The organism is Haloterrigena gelatinilytica (assembly GCF_013342145.1).
GTDB classification, from domain to species: Archaea; Halobacteriota; Halobacteria; order Halobacteriales; family Natrialbaceae; genus Haloterrigena; species Haloterrigena gelatinilytica.
On sequence record NZ_JABUQZ010000001.1, the window covers coordinates 1799783 to 1812623 of the forward strand.

The window sequence follows — 12841 nt, forward strand, 5'->3', positions numbered from 1 at the left end:
TTCGCCGTCCAATAGGACACGGAACGCTCGCGTATTGACCGTTCCAACTCGAACGACGACGTCGTCACGGCTCTCGACGGCGCATCCGTCGGGCCGACGGTTTATCATCCTTATTGATATTATATTCCTCGTATCCAGTACCGAAACTACTATTTTATATATCTCCGTTATACGTGGTTATACGATGACCAACTGCTCGAGTCGAGGGCTCTTACGGGTGCTCGACGAGCGCGGCGCGGTCGAAGTGGGGACGCTAGCGGCCACGCTTGACGAGCATCCGGTGACGGTGACGCAGGTGTGTTACGACCTCCAGTCGGACGGCCACGTGCGACAGGTCTCGGGGGGCGTCTACACGATCACCGAGGACGGCCGACGGTATCTCACGACGCTCTCGGAGTGACGTTTTCCCGGACGCCGCTACGCCCGATCCGTAGCGCCGCGGCTGTCCCGCCCGACGGTCGTCAGATAGATCCCCGCGAGAACGACGGCGCCGCCGGCGATCGTCACGGCGTCGGGTACCTCGGCGAGCAACAGGACCGCGAGGACCGTCGAGCCGACCGGCTCGCCCAGCCAGGCGACGCTGACGACGACCGACTCGAGGTGTTTTAGCGTCCAGTTGACGACGGTGTGACCGAAGACGCCGGGACCGACGGCCATGCCGAGAAAGAGCAGCCACTCCCGGGCCGGGTAGGCGACGTAGTCGTGGCCCTGCGCGCCGACGAGGACGCCGAGCGTCAGCGCGCAGGCGGCGTAGACGACGGTGACGTACGGGAACAGCGAGACGCGCTGCCGGATCGACCGCCCGGCGAGCACGTAGGCGGCGACGGTGATCGCCCCCAGCAGCGCGAGGGCGTTCCCGTACGGCGTCGCGTCGGAGACCGGCGCCTCGCCGGCACCGCCAAACGACATCGCGGCGGCGCCGACGACGGCGACCGCGATGCCCGCGGCGGTGGCGCGATCGAGCCGTTCGCCGAGCACGAGCGCGGCGCCCAGCGCCACGAAGACCGGCTGCGTCTGGACGATCGTGACGCTGGCCGCGACGCTCGTGTGGTTCAAGCTCTCGAACCACGCCGCGAAGTGGGCGGCGAGTGCGACGCCGGCGGCGGTCGCCGCAACGAGGTCGCGCCGCGAGAGCCGCCCGAACTCCTCGCGGGAGCGCACCAGCGCGACGGGGGCGACCATCGCCGTCGTGAACAGGACCCGGTAGAAGGCCACCACCGAACTCGGCGCCGCGCTCCAGCGGACCAGCACGGCGCTGGTACTGGCCGCGAACACCGCGAACGCCAGCGCGACCGTCGGCGTCGCCTCGAGTTCCGATCGGTTCACGTCGGGTGAATTCACGCGGGCTTTCAAACGCGTTCCGAAACCGCCCGCGTGAGCGATAATCACACCCCGTAGACGGCCCGAATCGCCGACGCTATACGTTCGAGTACGTCTCGTGGGGATATGGACGAGCGGACAGTCGGAATCTGCTACGTGCTCGCGTCGGCCGTCGGGTTCGGCACCGTCGGGATCTTCGGGACGCTCGGGGGCGACGTCGGCCTCTCGATTCCGACGATTCTCGCGTTTCGGTTCGCTATCGCGTCGGCGATCCTCTGGAGCCTGCTGGCCGTGCAGGGTCGACAGAACCTCCTCGGCGGACGATTGCTCGGTTGGGCGGCCCTCCTCGGAATCGGCGGCTACGGCGGCATGAGCGGCTTCTACTTCTGGGGGCTCGAGCATCTCACCGCGGGACTGGTCGCGATCGTCCTCTTCACGTTTCCGGCGATCGTCGTCGCCGTCACGCTCGTTACGTCGCCCGGCCGGATCAGCGGACCCCTCGTCGCGGCGCTCTGTCTCTCGCTCGGCGGCGTGGCGCTGATCGTCGGTGCGGACCCCGCCGGCGCCGATCCGCGGGGCGTGATCATCGTGCTCTGCTCGGCCGTCTGCTACGCCGGCTACATGCTGGGCAGCGAGCGCGTCCTCGAGTCGGTCGATCCGCAGGCGCTGACGGCCCACGTGTTGCCGGCGTCGGGGCTCCTGTTTCTCGCGATCGGCGCGGCGCGGGGGACGTTCGCGGTGCCGGCGGCGACCGAGACGACCGCGTGGGTCGTGTTGGTCGCGCTCGGTCTGGTCTCGACGGCGATCCCGATCAGCCTGCTCTACGCCGGCCTGTCGAGGATCGGCGCGAGCAGGGCGAGCATCCTCAGCACGGTCGAACCGGCGGTCGCCGTCGTCCTCGGCGCCGCGGTGCTCGACGAACCGGTGACGGCGACGACGGTGCTGGGCGGCGTGCTGGTCGTCGGCGGCGTCGTCGTGATCCAGCGGCGGAGCTAACGGAACGGGCGGCGAGTCCGTCGATCACATGCGGTTGCTGCGATAGATCTCGGCCGTCTCGCGGTCGATCTCGTCGAACTCGATGATATCCTCCTCGGTCAGGTCTTCGGCGTCGTACGCCTCGAGGAAGGCGACGGCGTCGTCTCTGTCGGCGAACGACCGCGGGTTGATCTTCATCGGATCGTCGACCGCGGTCTCGTCGGTAATGAGCGCGAAGTGCGCCTCGGTCGCGTCGACGAGGTCGCCCGTTTCGTAGTCGGCAATCCAGGCGCCGGCGACGGGCGAGTCGGACGTCGTGATGACGAGATAGGCGAACAGACAGCCCGGCGTATCGAAGGCGGCCCCCGTCCCGTCCTCGTGGGCGACCTGTCCGTGCCAGTTGGGGTAGTCCGCCGGCGTCATATTGCAGATCGGGCAGTTCTGCTCGTCGGTGAACGCGACGGGTTCGTCGCCCGGATGTTCGAGGGTCGGATCGACCGTCCGCTCGTCGTCCTCCTCGTCGGCCTCACCCTCGTCCCCGCCCAGACAGCCGGCGCTCCCCGCGAGGAGGCCGGTCCCGAGGAAGCCGAGTAGCCGCCGTCGCTCGAGGGGCCGACCGTTCGGTCCGTTCATACACCGACTACCGCCGCGACGGCCAAAACGAGCGTGGTTCGATCGCCGAACTATCGAATCGGATCCGCGAAACCGGAGCGTCGATGCGGAGAGACCGGATTGCATCCACCTTACTCGAACCCGTGTCGTCTCTCACTCGAGGGAGATCGTCGTCGGTCTCTCACTCGAGGCGCGCCTTCGTCAATCGATGCCGTTCGCGGAACATGGCCTCGAAGCCGACCGTCGAGAACGGCGTGGCGACGTCGGTGAGACGGCCGACGCCGGCGACGTCGCTGCCCGGGAGTTCGTACGCGACGCGATCCCGGAGCACCGTCCGCTCGCCGTCGGCGAAAAACGAGTGGGTGTGCTCCCAGCGGTCGAACGGACCGCGGATCATCTCGTCGCGGAAGGAGGCGCTGCCGTCACTGCGCTCGCGATCCGTGATCAGCGACGTCCAGTGCTGGCGCGGCCCGACGCCGAGGGGCCGTATCGACAGCGCGAGTTCGGTCCCGGTCTCGAGTACGTCCGGATCGCGCTCGCCGTCGGGGCCGAGGACCGCCTCGACGCGCAGGTGCATCCAGTCGGGCGTCACCGCTTCGAGGCCCTCGACGCGCGAGTGAAACGCCCAGACGTCCGCGAGCGGCGCGTCGATCGTCGTCCGGCGTTCGTAGGTCGCCATCGCTCCCGACTACGCCGGCCGACGGGAAAACGGGACGGCCAAACGACCGTCCGGACGGACAGAACGTACCCCACCCACATCGTCCGCTCGGGCGTCGGAGGGGGACGCCGTTCGGACGGACTACTTCAGTCGTTCCTGGAGGAAAGAGGGATGTGCCGCCGTGACGCCGTCGATCTCGAGTAGCTGGTCGGAGATGATCTCGCCCAGCGCGTCGCCGTCCGCGGCCCGGACCTCGGCCATCAACATGTGGTCGCCGCTGGAGCTGTACAGCGCCTCGACCTCGTCTAAGTCCTTCAGCGCCTTCGTCGCCTCGACGTAGCGCTCGCTCGAGACGTCGATCCCCACCATCGCGATCGTCTTGCTCGAGAGCTTTTTCGGGTCGATGTCGGCCGAGTAGCCGACGATGACGCCTTCCTCCTCGAGCTGGTTGATGTACTTTCGAACGGTCGGTTTCGAGACGTCCGCCCGCTCGGCGATCTCGGCGTAGGACGCCTGGGCATCCTCCTCTAACACCTCGAGGATGCGATCTTCCGTAGCCTGTGTACTCATGATAGTCTCTTTTGCTCCGACGGAAAAATATCTTTTGTATACGAAAACGACCGGTACGCAGGGGAAAACACGCTCGAGACGGACGTTTCGGGCGTCCGACGGCCGGACCGCCGGACTTATTCGCCACGTGGTCGGAGTGTCGGTATCCCGTCATGGTCGACGCCAATCACGTCAGCGGCGCGGTCTGGCTGCTCTGTGGCCTCGCAATTCTGTTTCTCGGCTATCTGATCGCCGTCCGCGGCCGGGCCGACCTCCACGCCAACTACGACGAGTCGGTCGATCCGGCCTACGCCTCCCGGTGGGCCGGCGGGACGGCCCTGGTCATGGGCCTGCTGGTCGTCGCCTACGCGATTCGGGAACTTCTCTACGGCTTCCATCCGTACGCGCTCGGCGGCCTCCTCGTCGCGCTGCTCGGCCTGAGCTACCTCTCGAAACTGTTCGCCGGCGGGTTCGGTGCGCGGAGTCGAGACTGAGTCCACCGCTCGAGTCGTCCTCGCCGGCGTATCGGTCGAACAACAATTGATTTAACAGATCGGTGGTGGGAATGATATATGCGACAGACACGTCGGGGGTTCGTCGCGCTCGGGGTCGGTGCGATACCGGTCGCGACGGCGGGCTGTCTCCGCCCTCGCGGCGCCGACGCGACGACGGCCGCGGAGCTCGAACGCCGACTGGGCGACCTCGACCGTCCGGAGACGATGATCGGCACCGTCGAGACGACGTTCGACCGCGATGGGGCGACGACCGTCACCGTAGACGAGATCACGGCCCGCGCCGGCGGCGAGACGTACGTCGAAGGGACCACCGACGACGCCACCTTTCGGAACGTCGACGACGGGGAGCGGGCCTGGTTTCACGACCTCGAGCGAAACCGCATCGCGGTGCTGGGCTCCGAGATGAGCGGCGAGAGCCACATCGATTACAGCTACGGCGAGACGACGACGTACTTCGATCAACTCGATGCGACGGTGCGCGAGGAGACGACGCTCGACGGCAGAGACGTCTACCTGGTCCGGTTCGCTCCGCCGCCGGACGAGGTCGTCGAGCGTTCGATCAGCGTCCTCGTCGGCGACACGGAGTTCGTGATCCCGCTCGAGACGGAAGAGCGCGAGACGACGGAGCTACAGGAGACCGTCGAGCGGATCGACGTCTGGTTCGATCGGGAGACGCTGTTCCCGGTCAAACAGATCGTCGAAACGAACGCCGTCGATTACGACGCGATCTACACGTCGCTCTCGCTGAACGAACCGGTCGCGGACGACCCGTTCGCGTTTGACCCGCCTGAGGACGCTCTCGTCGAAGAACACGTCTTCCCCTACCTCGACCGGTACGACGCGCTCGAGGACGCGGAAGCCGACGCAGGGGTCGCGATGACGGAACCGACTCGCCTGCCGGACCGGTTCACTCGCGCGACGGCCGCCGTCGCCGACTACCCGTACGCGGACGACCTGTGGGAGGTCTCGGTCAGGTACGCCGGCGACGAGAGCGTCGGCGAGTCGATCCGGGTCGGCGCCTGTAACGGCCCCCGCCCGTTCGACGTCGACGGCGAGACGGTCTCCGTCGACGGCGCGTCCGGGACCGTCGCCGAGAGCGATCTCGGGACGACCGTCGAGTGGCCCTGCGGCGAGCGGACGTACGTCGTCTTCGCGACCGCGTCGGTCGATCGCGAGACGGCGCTGTCGGTCGCCGAGTCGGTCGACGATTGCGACTAGCGATCGTTGAGACGCTGAGTCGGACCGCGAAAAAACAGCGAATTGTTCCGAACGGCGTTCCCGACCGCGGGAACGGCCGTTACGTGTGACGGTCGAGCAGGTCGTAGCTGCGCTCCCACTCGGCGTCGTCGTCGAAGTAGCGCTCGGCCAGCGGCTGGTCGGGCATCTCGCCGACGGCGTGTTTCTCCTGGGAGTAGGAGGGTCGGTCATCGTCGACGTAGTACCGACCCGTCAGGACGGTGCCCTCGTTGAGGACGTCCTCGGTCTCGCGCATCATCTCGGCGGCTTCCGCGCGGTCGTTGACGTCGAAGTCGTAGTCGTCGGACTCCTGGACGTCGACGTACGGGACGTACTGGCGTGCGTCCTTGTTCCAGGTCGGACACTGCGTCAGGAAGTCCACGTGCGCGAAGCCGTCGTGTTCGATGGCTTCCTTGATGATCTCCTTGGCCTGGTTCGGGTTGACCGCGGCGGTGCGAGCGATGTAGCTCGCGCCGGCGTTCAGCGACGTCGACAGCGGTCGCAGCGGCGTCTTCGCGCTGCCCGACGGCTGGGTCTTGGACTTGTGGCCCTTCGGACTGGTGGGCGAGGTCTGGCCCTTGGTCAGCCCGAAGATCTCGTTGTTGAACACGATGTACGTCATGTCGTGGTTCTCGCGGGCCGTGTGGATGAAGTGGTTCCCGCCGATCCCGTAGCCGTCGCCGTCGCCGCCCGCGGCGATGACCTCGAGTTCGGGGTTGGCGAGCTTCGCGGCCCGTGCGACGGGCAGCGAGCGGCCGTGGATCGTGTGGAAACCGTACGTGTCCAGGTAGCTGTTCAGCTTGCCGGAACAGCCGATCCCGGTGACGGTCAGCACCTCTTCGGGGGTCTTCCCGGCTTCGGGAAGCGCCTGTTTCAGCGACTTCAGGACGCCGAAGTCGCCACAGCCCGGACACCAGGTCGGCTGCGGTTCGACACCGGGCGTGAACTCGTCCTGGTCGATCTCGCGTTCCTCACCGATCGCGTTGCACTCATTGGTTAGTCACCTGCAGCGGGTTCGATTCGTACCTGTGCGGTTGGCTGACGGTCCTCATCGGCGAGGTTAACCTCGTAGCCCTCGACGATCCGGGCTCGAAGGTTGCTGCTGAACTTCAGCAGGCTGGTCATCTTGTCGCCGAAGCGGCCCAGTTCCTTCTGGATCAGGCCGCGGAACTGCGCGGTGGCACCTCTTCGGGGGTCTTCCCGGCTTCGGGAAGCGCCTGTTTCAGCGACTTCAGGACGCCGAAGTCGCCACAGCCCGGACACCAGGTCGGCTGCGGTTCGACACCGGGCGTGAACTCGTCCCGGTCGATCTCGCGTTCCTCACCGATCGCGTTGAATGCACTCATTGGTTAGTCACCTGCAGCGGGTTCGATTCGTACCTGTGCGGTTGGCTGACGGTCCTCATCGGCGAGGTTAACCTCGTAGCCCTCGACGATCTCGGCGGGCTCGAAGGGGTTGCCGTTGAACTTCAGCAGGCTGGTCATCTTGTCGCCGAAGCGGCCCAGTTCCTTCTGGATCAGGCCGCGGAACTGCGCGGTGGCGTTCATCTCGACGACCAGGACCCCAGGATGATGCCGTAGTCGGCGTCTTCCGGACCGTAGTAGGTCTGGGTCGAGTCCCGCTCCTCGTCGAGTTCCGCGCGGATCGACTCGAGTTTCTCGAGGCGACGCTCCATCTGGGCGACGCGGTTGTCGGGGTCCTCGCTGATGTGCCCGACGGGGCTGTGCTCGTTACCCGTCGCGAGGTAGCGTCCGCCCTTCTGGCCGGGGATCGACCGCGGCGCGACGCCGTTCTCGGCGTCCTCGTGGTTGAACCGCTTGAATTTCCCGGAGTTGTCGTGGGCGGCCTCGCGGAGTTCCTCCTCGGTCAGCGTCGAGCCGAGATCCGGCTGGGGATCGCGGTCGAAGAACTCGACGTCGACGTTGGTGTTCTCGCCGGAGAGCTTCTGGTCGTAGATGATGATCGCCGGGATCTGGTAGTCCCAGGCGATCTCGAAGGCCAGTCGCGTCTGCTCGTAGGCCTCCTCGATGTTCCCGGGCGCGAAGACGACGCGCTGGGAGTCGCCCTGGCTCGTGTAGAGGACGTGCTCCAGGTCGGCCTGTTCGGGCTTGGTCGGCATCCCCGTCGAGGGACCCGCGCGCATCGCCTCGATCAGGACGAGGGGCGTCTCGGTCATCTCCGCGAGCCCCAGCGGTTCGCTCATCAGCGCGAAGCCGCCGCCGGAGGACCCGGACATGGCCTTGACGCCGGCGTGGCTCGCGCCGACCGCGAGCGCGGCCGCGGCGATCTCGTCCTCGACCTGCTCGGAGACCCCGCCCATGTCGGGGAAGTTCTGGCTGAGGATGGTGAACACGTCCGTCCACGGCGTCATCGGGTAGCCGGCGATGAACCGACAGCCGGCGTCGATGGCACCGTAGGCGATCGCGTTCGAGCCCGACAGCAGGGCCTGCTCGCTCTCGTGGGAGCCCTCGGGCACGCGCAGGTCGTGTTCGAAGTCGTGTTCCTCCCGAGTCATCTCGTAGGCCTCGTGGAGGATCTCGAGGTTCGCCTCGAGGATGTCCCCGCCCATCGCGTCGGACATCAGGTCCTCGATGTGCTCGAGGTCCATGTCCAGCAGCGCCGCCGTCACACCCACGCCGGCGGTGTTGCGCATGACCTCGCGGCCGTGCTCCTTGGCGAGTCCTCGCAGATCAACCGGGAAGACGTGCCAGTCGTTCTCCTCCGCGCGCTCGTGGAGGTTGACGTCCTCGACGTCCTCCTCGCTGATCAGCCCCTCGTCGTAGACGATGATGCCGCCTTCGCGGAGGTCGTCTAGGTTCTCCGAGAGGGGCTTGATCTCCTCGTTGCCGTAGTAGGCCTCCTCCTGCGGGTTGCGAGCGAACGAGTCGCCCAGTGACAGCAGGAAGTTGTACCCGTCTCCCCGAGACTGTACCTCCCGATCCGCGGCTCGGATCTCGACGTAGGTGTGGCCGCCGCGGATTCGCGACGGATAGTGGCGATGCGTGAATACGTCGAGCCCCGAGCGCATTAGCGCCTTGGCAAAGTTCTGGCTCGTCGAGTCGATTCCGTCGCCGGAACCGCCCGCGATTCGCCAGATAAGTTCGTCGCTCATAGTGAAATCAGTGGCCGGTGGGCCGACCGTGCCTGGATTTTGCTCTACGTGACCTAAAGCCTTTGCTATAGATTGCCATAGATCTATCGTGAGGAATGAACAACCATCCATTTTACCTCATTGCCCTACTCGATTCCTCTGGGAAATCCGCCAAAATTAGGCATGATTAATAATTTTAAACTTAATTTAGAACTTAGAATATAGGATATTAACGCGCTTGCTGTCAAACTCAGTAACAGGCGGTTCGCGTAGAACTGGAGGTGGAATTATACGGACGCGAGTGATTGGTGTGCGATACCATGCCAGTATCGCTCGATTCCCAGGTGGAAGCGTTCCTCCACGAACTGTCGGACCGGGGACTCCCGCCGCTCTATCGCCTCTCGCTCGAGGAAGCGCGGGAGACGTACCGCGAACTCACCGTCTCCGACGAATTCGTCGACGCCGTCGGCTCGGTAACCGACCGGACGGTGCCCGGCCCGGCCGGCGAGATTCCGATTCGGATCTACGCGCCGTCGGGCGACGGGCCGTTTCCGCCGCTGGTGTTCTACCACGGAGGGGGGTGGATCCTCGGCGATCTCGAGACCCACGACGGACTCTGTCGAGCGCTCACGAACGCGACGGACTGCGTCGTGGTCGCCGTCGACTACCGACTCGCACCCGAACACCGGTTTCCGGCGGCGCTCGAGGACTGTTACGCAGCGACGCGGTGGGTCGCGAACAACCGGACGGCGATCGACGCGACGACGGAGGGACTCGCCACCTGCGGCGAGAGCGCGGGCGGCACGCTCGCCGCGGGCGTGGCGCTGCTCGCCCGCGACCGAGACGGCCCGGTGATCGACCACCAGACGCTTCTCTATCCGCCCACGAACTACGCGTTCGACACGGACTCCTACGAGGAGAACGCGCAAGGGTACTTCCTCACCCGCGAGGACATGAAGCGGTTCTGGCGGGGCTACCTCCGGAGCGAACTGGACGGGCGCCACCCCTACGCGTCGCCGCTCCGGGCGGACCTCGAGGGGATGCCGTCGTCGCTGGTCGTGACCGCCGGCTTCGATCCGGTCCGAGACGACGGCCGCGCGTTCGCTGACCGGCTGGCGGACGCCGGCGTTTCCGCTCGACACCTCGAGTACGACGAGATGATCCACGGATTTCTGCCGATGCTCGACGATCCAGAACTCGACCGCGCGCGGGAAGCAATCGACGAGGTCGGCGCGGCAGTCCGGGGCGCGATCCGCTGACGGCCGATTCCCTCGCCGCCCGAAACCGCGGGACGGGAGATACGCTTTAGTAACGGGATGTGATGCGTACCGGTATCATGGGATACGTTATCAAGATGCCGAAGCTGGGACTCGAGATGGAACGCGGGATCGTCCTCGAGTGGACCGTCGACGAAGGGGAGACCGTCGACGAAGGGGACGTCCTCGTCGAGGTCGAGTCGGAGAAGAGCATCGGCGAGGTCGACGCCCGCGAGGACGGGGCCCTCCGGCACGTCTACGTCGAAGAGGGCGAGGAGGTACCGCCCGGGACGCCGATCGGCATCCTGGCGGCGCCGGACGCCGACATCTCGGACCTGCGGGCCGACGCCGAGGCCGAACTCGAGGCGGAAGCGCCCGAGGTCGCGGCGGCCGCCGGTCCGGACGCCGGCGCGGCGTCGGACGCGCCACAGCGGGAGACGCGGACGCGACGCCCGAGGCGAACGGCGCCGACGGCGGCGACGCGGCCGCCGCGCAGCCCTCCAGCGGCGGGTCGGACGGGGCGCCCGAGGACCTCAAGGCGTCTCCGCGCGCGCGAAAGCGCGCCGAGGAACTCGAGGTGGACCTGACAGCGGTCGAGGGGACCGGACCGATGGGGTCGATCACCGAGGCGGACGTGGAGGCCGCGGCCGAATCGGCCGCCGAAGCGACGGATGCGGAGCCGACTGCGGCCGACGCGACGGACGGCGAGGAGATCACGGCCTCGCCCCGCGCGAGGAAACGGGCGGAAGAACTCGAGGTCGATCTGACGACGGTCGAGGGGACCGGGCCGATGGGATCGATCACCGAAGCCGACGTGGAAGACGCGGCCGAGTCGGCGCCGGAGCCCGGAACAGCCCGCTCCGAAGCCGAACGCGAGACCGATATCGAGATTTCGGTGGAACCGACCGACGTCGCCGGCGTCCGCCGAATCGAACCCGGTGATCCGCTGACGGATCGGTACCATCGGACGACGGCCGTCGCCGCGCCGGCGGCCGCGAACGCGCTGTTCGAGGCGACCGAAGCGGTGCGGACGGCCTTCGAGGACGAGGTCACGATGACCGACTTGCTGGTCGTTCTCGCCTCGGCGACGCTCGCCGACCACCCGGTGCTGAACGGAACGTACGCGGAGTCGACCCATCAGGTCCGAGCGACGCAAAACGTCGCGCTCGTCGCCGGGAGCGACGACGGGCCGGCCTCCGTCGTCGTTCCGGACGCTCGAAACCGCTCGCTGACGGAGATCGTCGAGGCGCGGCGGACGGTCGACGGCGACGACGCGGACGCCGCCGAAACGGAGCGGGCCACGTTCACCGTCGCGAACGCCGCCGAGACCGAGGCGGACGGGCGACTCGTTAATCCGCCGTCCGTCGCGACTCTCGAGGTCGATCCGACCGGCCAGCGGGCCGTTCCGAACGGCGACGACGTGCGCCTCCGGCCGCTCGTGGTCGCGACGCTGACCTACGACGCGCGAGCGATCGGCGGCAACGAGGCGGCCGCGTTCCTCGAGCGACTGTTCGAGCGGGCCGAGCGGGCGTCGGAACTCGTCCTCGGGTCGTACCGCGGTCGTGAGTGAAAACGGAGATCGCTACCGCTCCTCGAGCAGCGGACCCTCGCGGACCAGCGCGCCCGCCTCGACGGCGGCGCCGAGCGCGGCGTCGGCGTCCACGAGTCGCGGCCCGTCGGCGGTCGGCGTCATCTCGACCGTCGCGTCCACGACCTCGAGTTCGCGCTCGCCGTCCGCGCCGACGACGCCGTCAGACACGTCGAACGTCGCCGGCTCGTCCCACTCCAGCCGGTCGCGCTCCTCGATTCCGATCGTCGCCGTCATCCCGGGCGCGACGATCGCCGAGACCGACCGTGGCGTCGCTTCTGGGTCGTCGAGGCGGAGCGCGACGCCGCCGGGCGCGTCGGGGGCCAGCGGCTCGAGACAGCCGGCGACGCTCCCGAGGCCGATGTCGCTCGGGTGCGCCCGCGAGACGACGCCCCCGACCAGTTCGGACGGGTCGATGACGGCCCGCGTGCCGACGAACGATCGGTCCGTGATCTCGACCGCCGCCAGTCCGGTGAGCCGTTTCTCGCCGTTGACGTCGTCCGCTCGAACGTCGATCCGGCCGTGGCGATCGGTTACGGTGTCGGCGTCCGCGGCGCCGGTCGCGACCGCGGCCGCGGCCGCTCCGGCGACGGTTCCGTCGACCGGCGTCGGCACGACGTTGTTCGTCCCCGTCGAAACGGAGACGACCGGAACGTCGCCGACCTCGAGCGCGACGTCGCGGGTGGTGCCGTCGCCGCCGAGGACGACGACCGCGTCGGCGTGCTCGCGGAAGCGCGCGGCCGCTCGCCGCGTGTCCGCGGCCGACTCCTCGACCGGCATCTCCACGCGTTCGACCGCGAGGTCGTCGGGCGCCTCGGAAACGGCGTGGTCGGCGATGCCGCTCCGATCGGGCATGACCGCGACATCCGGCGGCTCGGCGACGACCGCCAGCCCCTCGAGGACGCACTCGGCGACCCGGCGCTTGGCGTAGTTGTCGACGACGCTCGCGCCGCCGGTGAGCCGACGGATGTCGCGGCCGGCCGCGGGATTCGCGATGAGTCCGACGCGGGTCACGCGTCGGCTCCGTGGCTCGCTGCCATC

14 protein-coding genes and 2 pseudogenes are annotated in these 12841 nt (G+C 67.6%); 7 read left to right on the plus strand and 9 right to left on the minus strand.

Features of this window, described 5'->3' with window-relative positions:
- Positions 1-184 precede the first annotated feature (184 nt).
- A complete protein-coding gene (locus HTZ84_RS09055; protein WP_174680368.1) occupies positions 185-400 on the plus strand; it encodes a helix-turn-helix domain-containing protein in 216 nt (71 codons plus the stop codon).
- Positions 401-417: 17 nt separating this feature from the next.
- Here HTZ84_RS09055 and HTZ84_RS09060 read toward each other — a convergent pair whose 3' ends face one another.
- A complete protein-coding gene (locus tag HTZ84_RS09060; protein ID WP_174680369.1) occupies positions 418-1326 on the minus strand; it encodes a DMT family transporter in 909 nt (302 codons plus the stop codon).
- Between the two features lie 120 nt (positions 1327-1446).
- Here HTZ84_RS09060 and HTZ84_RS09065 point away from each other — a divergent pair, with 120 nt between their 5' ends.
- Positions 1447-2316 (plus strand): DMT family transporter, encoded by an 870-nt coding sequence (locus tag HTZ84_RS09065; RefSeq protein ID WP_174680370.1) that lies wholly within the window; start codon positions 1447-1449, stop codon positions 2314-2316.
- A 24-nt stretch (positions 2317-2340) separates the two neighbouring features.
- Here HTZ84_RS09065 and HTZ84_RS09070 read toward each other — a convergent pair whose 3' ends face one another.
- The 3 genes from HTZ84_RS09070 to lrpA1 all read right to left on the minus strand — a co-directional run bounded on the left by HTZ84_RS09070 (position 2341) and on the right by lrpA1 (position 4135).
- Positions 2341-2928, minus strand: a complete 588-nt coding sequence (locus HTZ84_RS09070) for a nitrous oxide reductase accessory protein NosL (RefSeq protein ID WP_174680371.1) — start codon at positions 2926-2928, stop codon at positions 2341-2343.
- A gap of 160 nt (positions 2929-3088) precedes the next feature.
- Complete coding sequence (locus HTZ84_RS09075) at positions 3089-3586, minus strand: SRPBCC family protein (RefSeq protein WP_174680372.1); 498 nt, start codon at positions 3584-3586, stop codon at positions 3089-3091.
- A 120-nt stretch (positions 3587-3706) separates the two neighbouring features.
- A complete protein-coding gene (gene lrpA1 / locus HTZ84_RS09080; RefSeq protein WP_174680373.1) occupies positions 3707-4135 on the minus strand; it encodes an HTH-type transcriptional regulator LrpA1 in 429 nt (142 codons plus the stop codon).
- A gap of 152 nt (positions 4136-4287) precedes the next feature.
- Here lrpA1 and HTZ84_RS09085 point away from each other — a divergent pair, with 152 nt between their 5' ends.
- Together HTZ84_RS09085 and HTZ84_RS09090 are read left to right on the plus strand one after the other, a co-directional pair.
- The gene (locus HTZ84_RS09085) at positions 4288-4608 is read left to right on the plus strand and encodes a hypothetical protein (protein WP_174680374.1); all 321 of its coding nucleotides are present in this window, start codon (positions 4288-4290) and stop codon (positions 4606-4608) included.
- A gap of 78 nt (positions 4609-4686) precedes the next feature.
- Complete coding sequence (locus HTZ84_RS09090) at positions 4687-5847, plus strand: LolA family protein (RefSeq protein ID WP_174680375.1); 1161 nt, start codon at positions 4687-4689, stop codon at positions 5845-5847.
- Positions 5848-5926: 79 nt separating this feature from the next.
- On the opposite strand, the gene HTZ84_RS09095 is transcribed toward HTZ84_RS09090, so the two are convergent.
- From HTZ84_RS09095 to HTZ84_RS09110, 4 genes and pseudogenes are all read right to left on the minus strand, one after another.
- The gene (locus HTZ84_RS09095) at positions 5927-6844 is read right to left on the minus strand and encodes a thiamine pyrophosphate-dependent enzyme (protein ID WP_174682558.1); all 918 of its coding nucleotides are present in this window, start codon (positions 6842-6844) and stop codon (positions 5927-5929) included.
- Positions 6845-6861: 17 nt separating this feature from the next.
- Positions 6862-7047: pseudogene (locus HTZ84_RS23250) on the minus strand (hypothetical protein); the annotation flags it as partial.
- Entirely contained in the window at positions 7023-7211 is a 189-nt protein-coding gene (locus tag HTZ84_RS09105; RefSeq protein ID WP_394353263.1) for a hypothetical protein, read from the minus strand. The pseudogene HTZ84_RS23250 and the gene HTZ84_RS09105, both read right to left, overlap by 25 nt.
- Before the next feature lie 3 nt (positions 7212-7214).
- Positions 7215-8977, minus strand: a pseudogene (locus tag HTZ84_RS09110) (2-oxoacid:acceptor oxidoreductase subunit alpha).
- 299 nt (positions 8978-9276) lie between these two features.
- On the opposite strand from HTZ84_RS09110, the gene HTZ84_RS09115 reads away from it, so the two are divergent.
- The 3 genes from HTZ84_RS09115 (at position 9277) to HTZ84_RS09120 (ending at position 11782) form a co-directional block, all read left to right on the plus strand.
- Positions 9277-10215 (plus strand): alpha/beta hydrolase, encoded by a 939-nt coding sequence (locus tag HTZ84_RS09115; protein WP_174680376.1) that lies wholly within the window; start codon positions 9277-9279, stop codon positions 10213-10215.
- 77 nt (positions 10216-10292) lie between these two features.
- A complete protein-coding gene (locus HTZ84_RS22820; protein ID WP_254611726.1) occupies positions 10293-10799 on the plus strand; it encodes a biotin/lipoyl-containing protein in 507 nt (168 codons plus the stop codon).
- Positions 10790-11782, plus strand: coding sequence for an E3 binding domain-containing protein (locus HTZ84_RS09120; protein WP_309138865.1), 993 nt, complete (start codon positions 10790-10792; stop codon positions 11780-11782). The genes HTZ84_RS22820 and HTZ84_RS09120 overlap by 10 nt, the downstream gene beginning before the upstream one ends.
- Positions 11783-11794: 12 nt before the next feature.
- On the opposite strand, the gene HTZ84_RS09125 is transcribed toward HTZ84_RS09120, so the two are convergent.
- On the minus strand, positions 11795-12814 hold the full coding sequence (locus HTZ84_RS09125; protein ID WP_174680377.1) for an NAD(+)/NADH kinase: 1020 nt from the start codon (positions 12812-12814) through the stop codon (positions 11795-11797).
- Positions 12815-12841: the final 27 nt, after the last annotated feature.

Coding starts and splice junctions, on each gene's coding strand:
- HTZ84_RS09105 (WP_394353263.1), bottom strand. CDS start 7,211: ATGAGTGCATTCAACGCGATCGGTGAGGAACGCGAGATCGACCGGGAC.
- HTZ84_RS09055 (WP_174680368.1), top strand. CDS start 185: ATGACCAACTGCTCGAGTCGAGGGCTCTTACGGGTGCTCGACGAGCGC.
- HTZ84_RS09085 (WP_174680374.1), top strand. CDS start 4,288: ATGGTCGACGCCAATCACGTCAGCGGCGCGGTCTGGCTGCTCTGTGGC.
- HTZ84_RS09090 (WP_174680375.1), top strand. CDS start 4,687: ATGCGACAGACACGTCGGGGGTTCGTCGCGCTCGGGGTCGGTGCGATA.
- HTZ84_RS09115 (WP_174680376.1), top strand. CDS start 9,277: ATGCCAGTATCGCTCGATTCCCAGGTGGAAGCGTTCCTCCACGAACTG.
- HTZ84_RS09070 (WP_174680371.1), bottom strand. CDS start 2,928: ATGAACGGACCGAACGGTCGGCCCCTCGAGCGACGGCGGCTACTCGGC.
- lrpA1 (WP_174680373.1), bottom strand. CDS start 4,135: ATGAGTACACAGGCTACGGAAGATCGCATCCTCGAGGTGTTAGAGGAG.
- HTZ84_RS09075 (WP_174680372.1), bottom strand. CDS start 3,586: ATGGCGACCTACGAACGCCGGACGACGATCGACGCGCCGCTCGCGGAC.
- HTZ84_RS22820 (WP_254611726.1), top strand. CDS start 10,293: ATGGGATACGTTATCAAGATGCCGAAGCTGGGACTCGAGATGGAACGC.
- HTZ84_RS09065 (WP_174680370.1), top strand. CDS start 1,447: ATGGACGAGCGGACAGTCGGAATCTGCTACGTGCTCGCGTCGGCCGTC.